This window comes from Nitratireductor aquibiodomus NL21 = JCM 21793, assembly GCF_000615975.1.
In the GTDB taxonomy this organism is placed as follows: domain Bacteria; phylum Pseudomonadota; class Alphaproteobacteria; order Rhizobiales; family Rhizobiaceae; genus Nitratireductor; species Nitratireductor aquibiodomus.
The window spans coordinates 1-5,842 of record NZ_BAMP01000144.1 but is presented as its reverse complement, the minus strand read 5'-3'; the positions used below and the strand labels follow the sequence as shown (position 1 = coordinate 5,842).

Genomic DNA, 5,842 nt, shown 5'->3' with positions numbered 1-5,842 from the left:
CGCGCCGCCAGGGCGAAGCCGACCAGCGCCCCGACGGGCTGCGCCCGGATGCGGCAGATACCGACGAATAGCTATCCGCATGCAGCAATCCCTGCCTTGCGCCGCGAGCGGCCATGTTTTAGGACCATTTGAAACGAATATGTCTTGCAACAACTGCTTCGCGGTCTTGCGTCCGGCGCCTGCCGCAGCAGAGCCAACCTTTACGATACCGCAAGGCAATCGGCGCATTCTGGCAAGTCGGGGACAATCCGAAAAGACGGACGACATCGGGAACTGCGCCCGGAAAGTGAGAACGGATGGATCGCATACGCATAACCGGTGGCAACGTGCTCAACGGCACGCTTCCCATCTCCGGCGCAAAGAACGCCGCCCTGCCGCTGATGATCGCGTCGCTGATGACCGACGACACACTGACACTCGACAACGTACCGCACCTGGCGGATGTGGAGAGCCTGATCCGCATCCTTGGTAATCACGGTGTCGACTACTCGGTCAATGGCCGCCGCGAAAACCAGCAGAAGGGTTATTCGCGGACGATCCATTTCACCGCGCGCAGCATTGTCGATACCGTCGCGCCCTATGAACTCGTTTCGAAAATGCGTGCGAGCTTCTGGGTCATCGGCCCGCTTCTGGCGCGCATGGGTGAGGCGCGTGTTTCGCTGCCGGGCGGCTGCGCCATCGGCACACGCCCCGTCGACCTCTTCATCGACGGCCTGCGCGCGCTGGGTGCCGAAATCGAGATCGAGCAGGGCTATGTGCACGCAAAGGCCAAAAACGGCCTCATCGGCAACCGCTATGTGTTCCCGAAGGTTTCCGTCGGTGCAACGCATGTGCTGATGATGGCCGCCGCGCTCGCAAAGGGTGAGACCGTTCTGGAAAACGCGGCGCGCGAGCCGGAGGTCGTCAACCTGGCCGAATGCCTCAATGCCATGGGCGCAAAAATTTCCGGCGCCGGCACCGACACGATCAGGATCGATGGCGTGACGAGCCTTTCAGGCGCGCGGCACCGGGTCATCCCCGATCGGATCGAAACCGGCACCTATGCGATGGCTGTGGCCATGACCGGCGGCGACGTGATGCTGGAAGGGGCGCAGGCCGATCTTCTGGAATCAGCGCTTGGGACGCTGGAGCAGACCGGCGCCGAGATCACCCGCGCCAACACCGGCATTCGCGTGCGCCGCAATGGCGGCGGCATCAATCCGGTCGACATCACAACCCAGCCCTTTCCCGGCTTCCCCACCGACCTGCAGGCGCAGTTCATGGGGCTGATGACCATGGCCACGGGGCGTTCGCACATTACCGAAACCATCTTCGAGAACCGGTTCATGCATGTGCAGGAACTGGCACGCCTCGGCGCGAAGATCTCGCTTTCCGGCCAGACCGCCGTCGTGGACGGCGTGGCGCAACTGCGCGGCGCCCCCGTGATGGCGACCGATCTGCGCGCTTCGGTCTCCCTCGTCATCGCCGCGCTTGCAGCGGAAGGGCAGACGGAGGTAAACCGCGTTTATCATCTGGATCGCGGTTTCGAGCGGCTTGAAGAGAAGCTTTCCGCTTGCGGCGCTGCGGTCGAGCGTATCTCAAGCTGAATCTGACGGGCATAGTGGTCATGGATTTTCTCAAGCTCGTAGCGCTCGACGATATCGATCTCGGAATCCTTTCAGCGCACCTGCAGGATGCCGTCGTCAAGGTCGGAGATCTCGCTTTCGAGCCGTCGAACCGGCGCTTCGCGGTCGCCTGCAACCGGTTTGTGTGGGAAAATGAGACCAGGCGCGGCTTCCTGAAGAAAACACCTCATGAACGCCGTCGCAGTATTCTTCACTTCGACCGCGTGCAGCATGTGCGCGCGGCAGGCATCAACCGCGGCCGCCCTGACGACGTGCTGTCCCTTCTGGCACTCAATTTCATACCGGCCGAAGAAACTCCGACCGGGTGTTGTCGAACTGATTTTCTCCGGCGATGCCGCTTTGCGGCTCGATGTCGAGTGCATCGAGGCACGGCTGACCGATCTCGGCGCGGCGTGGGAGACGCCGAGCCGACCAAGACACGACGTCTGACATGGCCTGTCAGGACTCCGATACGGCACGTTTGATCGATGTCGAACTCGACGAGTCCGTTGGCCGCGGCACACCGGATGTCGAACATGAGCGCGCAGTCGCCATTTTCGATCTGGTCGAAGAAAACAGTTTCAGGCCAGTCGGCGACAGTGGCGAAGGCCCCTACAAGCTGAAACTGTCGCTCGTTGAGGCGAGGCTTGTCTTCGCCATCTCACGTGAGAATGGCGAGGCGGTGGTCACGCACATTCTCTCGCTCACCCCGTTTCGCCGCATCGTCAAAGATTACTTCCTGATCTGCGAAAGCTATTACGATGCCATTCGCAGCGCCACGCCCAGCCAGATCGAAGCGATCGACATGGGGCGACGCGGCCTGCACAATGAGGGATCGCAAACGCTGATGGACCGCCTGAAGGACAAGATCGACGTGGATTTCGATACCGCGCGGCGGCTTTTCACGCTGGTTTGCGTGCTGCATTGGCGGGGCTGATACGGGTCATGGGTGTCGCCCCGGTGGGAGTGCGGCCATGAGCGCCGGTGCGACAGGCAAACCGCTGGCGCCGCAGTCGGTGCTGTTTCTGTGTGGCATGAACGCCATTCGTTCCCCGATGGCCGAAGCGCTTGCACGCCAGATATTGCCGTCCCGCGTCTTTCTGGCCTCCGCGGGCCTGCGCGCCGGGGAGCGCGATCCGTTTGTGGATGCGGTGCTGGATGAAAAGGGGCTTTCGCTTGGAGAGCGCCAGCCGCAATCCATCGAAGAGCTGGCCGACACGAATTTCGATCTCATCATCACCCTGTCGCCGGAGGCGCATCACCGCGCACTCGACATGACCCGGACAATCGCGGCCGATGTCGAATATTGGCCGACAATGGACCCCACTGTCGTCAGCGGCACACGCGACCAGATCATCGCTGCATACCGCGATGTGCGCGACCGGCTGGCCGCTTCCATTGCGCAGCGCTTTGAAACATGAAACAAAACCGACACAAATTGGCGTTTACCGGGGTTTGGCTTGTTCACAAAGAGTGATGAATGGGCTAGGTTCCGCGCCAAATTCCGGTCGTCGGCCGGGAAAATCTTTAAAACCGAAGGTAACGGATGCCAAAGGAAGAAGTCCTGGAGTTTCCAGGCGTGGTCACGGAACTGCTGCCCAACGCGATGTTTCGCGTCAAACTGGAAAACGAACACGAGATCATTGCCCACACGGCCGGGCGTATGCGCAAGAACCGCATTCGCGTCCTGACGGGTGACAAGGTGCTCGTCGAAATGACGCCCTACGACCTGACCAAGGGTCGCATCACCTACCGCTTCAAATAGAAGCTGTCGCGGTCGGTGATATAGCGATGAGCGCACTGCAGAAACTCGTGCTGGCTTCCGGCTCACCCCGCCGCGTCGAGCTCCTGCAGCAGGCCGGCCTCGAACCTGATCGCCTTGCCCCTGCTAACATCGATGAAACGCCGCTCAAAAGCGAACACCCGCGATCGCTTGCCAAGCGACTGGCGCTCGGCAAGGCCGAAAAGGCGCGTGACCGCCTGAAGCAGGATGGCGAGGCAGAGGGCTGTTACCTGCTGGCTGCCGACACGGTCGTCGCTGTCGGGCGTCGCATTCTGCCCAAGGCCGAGATGGTGGACGAGGCCTCCAACTGCCTGCAGCTCCTGTCTGGGCGCACCCACCGGGTCTACACCGGGCTTTGCCTCATCACCCCATCGGGCAAGCTTCGCCAGCGCCTTGTCGAATCGCGCGTGCGCTTCAAGCGTCTCTCGCATGAAGAGCTCGAAAGCTACCTGGCATCCGGCGAATGGCGCGGCAAGGCCGGTGGATATGCCATTCAGGGCCTGGCCGGAACCTTTGTCGTCAAGCTTGTCGGCTCCTATTCCAATGTGGTGGGCCTGCCGCTCTACGAGACTGTCAATCTGCTGGTGGCCGATGGCTACAAGGTCCATTTCAACTGGCTCTCCGGCGCCGGAGCGCATTGAAATGGATCAGAACCAGCCCGAAAAGGTCACGCCGCTGCGTCCAAAGCGCCCCTGCCCCGAATGCGGCAAGCCCTCACAACGTGCGTTTTATCCATTCTGCTCGAAACGCTGCAAGGATGTGGACCTCAATCGCTGGCTATCGGGCAGCTATGCGATCCCCGGTCGCTCGATAGACGAAGAAGACGGCGACCCAGCCTGAACTCTCATTCCTGAACGGACCATAAAAAAAGCCCGGTCCAGAGGACCGGGCAATGTGCAGGCTGCCGGGGGGAACCGGCCTTGCGGGAGTCAGGCCTGCATTGGGAAACTTTGAGCTGTCAGGGTTTTGGGTCGGTTCCGCCGTGGAGCGCTGTCATTCGCGTGCGCTCAAAGGCGATTTCCTGCAGCGCCTGCGTCGCAAGCTTTCGCGGGTTGCGCAACGCCACCATGTCCACATCGCTCCGTGTCAGGCCGATATCGGCAAGTTGCCAGTCGGACATCTCAGAGAGGTGTCGCATTGCCGTGCGGGCCTTCCAGTAGCGCGTTGTCCTGGCCAGAAGCGACGCCGTAATCGCGCGCACCACGCCAGCCGGCTGCGCTACAGCGGTCAGGGCGAGGGTCTGGGTTTCGGCGCGGGTCATCGTTCTGATCCTTTGTGTCTTGAAAGGGAAAGTGCGGAGCGGGCTTCCCAGTGAAATCGAAAGGCCCACCCCATGAACAGGCACATGGTGTCAAAGCCTTATTGATTAGTCGAACGAATGTTTCTAATCTCTATCATCAACATCAATGATAGGTGTTCCATGGCCGCCCCGCTCGACCTCGACCAGCTTTCCACATTCATCGCGATTGCCGACACGGGCAGTTTCACCCGGGCCGCCGAGGAGGTGCATCGCACCCAGTCCGCCGTTTCGATGCAGATGCGCCGGCTCGAAGAGCGCATCGGCAAGGCGCTTTTCCAAAAGGACGGCAGGACCAACCGGCTGACGGAAGAAGGCGAACGGCTTCTGACCTATGCGCGCCGCATGCTCCGGCTTAACCGCGAAACACTCGCAGCGTTCGACGATGCGAGCCTCGAAGGGCACATCCGCATCGGCACGCCGGACGATTATGCCGACCGCTTTCTGCCGGAGATCATGGCACGCTTCTCGCGCTCCAATCCACGTGTCGAACTTTCAGTGGCCTGCGAACCCACCACCAATCTTGTGGAGCATATCCGGCGCGGGAATCTCGATCTCGCTCTGGTGACCCACGACGATTCCAAGGGCGGGTCCGAGCCGGTCCGCCGCGAACCCGTGCTCTGGGTGAGCTCGGCAAACCACACGGTTCACGAGCGCGAAGTGCTGCCCATGGCGTTCGGACGCCCCAACTGCCTGTGGCGGCGTACCGCCTGTGCAGCTCTGGAGGAGGACGGTCGGCAGTATCGCGTTCTCTTCACCAGTTTTTCGGCCACGGTCATCGCAACGGCCGTTCTCTCCGGCCTTGCCGTCTCGGTTCTGCCGGAATGCGCGTTGCGGCCGGGCATGCGCGTTCTGGGCGAGGCTGATGGTTTCAAGCCGCTGCCCGATTGTCATATCGGCCTGATGCGCGGACACACCGGCCAGGTGGAGATAATCGATGCGCTCGCGCGGCATATCAGCGAAAGCCTCGACAACCTCTCCGTCCCGGCTTCATCGAAGAAACCGGCAGTTTCGACTTCCAGAGCGCCTTTCTCAATCCGCGTGGCAAGCGGCTGCGCCCCGGCCACGTGATGAATGGCTGGTAGGGTCAGGACCTATTAATATGGTCGCAATGGTCGGCCTGATCTGTGCGGATACGCGAAGCAGGACCGCAGGAAG

Annotated in this window: 7 protein-coding genes and 2 pseudogenes; 8 read left to right on the top strand and 1 reads right to left on the bottom strand. The window is 61.4% G+C overall.

Features of this window, described 5'->3' with window-relative positions; translation table 11 throughout:
- Positions 1-296 precede the first annotated feature (296 nt).
- From murA to yacG, 7 genes and pseudogenes are all read left to right on the top strand, one after another.
- Positions 297-1,586, top strand: coding sequence for a UDP-N-acetylglucosamine 1-carboxyvinyltransferase (murA, locus tag JCM21793_RS22265; RefSeq protein WP_025031767.1), 1,290 nt, complete (start codon positions 297-299; stop codon positions 1,584-1,586).
- Positions 1,587-1,606: 20 nt separating this feature from the next.
- A pseudogene (locus JCM21793_RS27815) lies at positions 1,607-2,054 on the top strand (DUF2948 family protein).
- Position 2,055: 1 nt separating this feature from the next.
- Positions 2,056-2,541: a UPF0262 family protein gene (locus JCM21793_RS22255; RefSeq protein WP_007008979.1), complete on the top strand. Its 486-nt coding sequence runs from the start codon at positions 2,056-2,058 to the stop codon at positions 2,539-2,541.
- Positions 2,542-2,578: 37 nt separating this feature from the next.
- The gene (locus JCM21793_RS22250) at positions 2,579-3,025 is read left to right on the top strand and encodes an arsenate-mycothiol transferase ArsC (RefSeq protein WP_007008980.1); all 447 of its coding nucleotides are present in this window, start codon (positions 2,579-2,581) and stop codon (positions 3,023-3,025) included.
- Between the two features lie 125 nt (positions 3,026-3,150).
- The gene (gene infA, locus JCM21793_RS22245; RefSeq protein WP_006200926.1) at positions 3,151-3,369 is read left to right on the top strand and encodes a translation initiation factor IF-1; all 219 of its coding nucleotides are present in this window, start codon (positions 3,151-3,153) and stop codon (positions 3,367-3,369) included.
- Positions 3,370-3,395: 26 nt separating this feature from the next.
- Positions 3,396-4,028: a Maf-like protein gene (locus JCM21793_RS22240; protein WP_025031766.1), complete on the top strand. Its 633-nt coding sequence runs from the start codon at positions 3,396-3,398 to the stop codon at positions 4,026-4,028.
- A gap of 1 nt (position 4,029) precedes the next feature.
- Positions 4,030-4,227: a DNA gyrase inhibitor YacG gene (gene yacG / locus JCM21793_RS22235; protein ID WP_007008982.1), complete on the top strand. Its 198-nt coding sequence runs from the start codon at positions 4,030-4,032 to the stop codon at positions 4,225-4,227.
- Positions 4,228-4,345: 118 nt separating this feature from the next.
- Here yacG and JCM21793_RS22230 read toward each other — a convergent pair whose 3' ends face one another.
- Entirely contained in the window at positions 4,346-4,648 is a 303-nt protein-coding gene (locus JCM21793_RS22230; protein ID WP_025031765.1) for a DUF1127 domain-containing protein, read from the bottom strand.
- A gap of 159 nt (positions 4,649-4,807) precedes the next feature.
- On the opposite strand from JCM21793_RS22230, the pseudogene JCM21793_RS27810 reads away from it, so the two are divergent.
- Positions 4,808-5,769 (top strand): annotated as a pseudogene (locus JCM21793_RS27810) (LysR substrate-binding domain-containing protein).
- Positions 5,770-5,842: the final 73 nt, after the last annotated feature.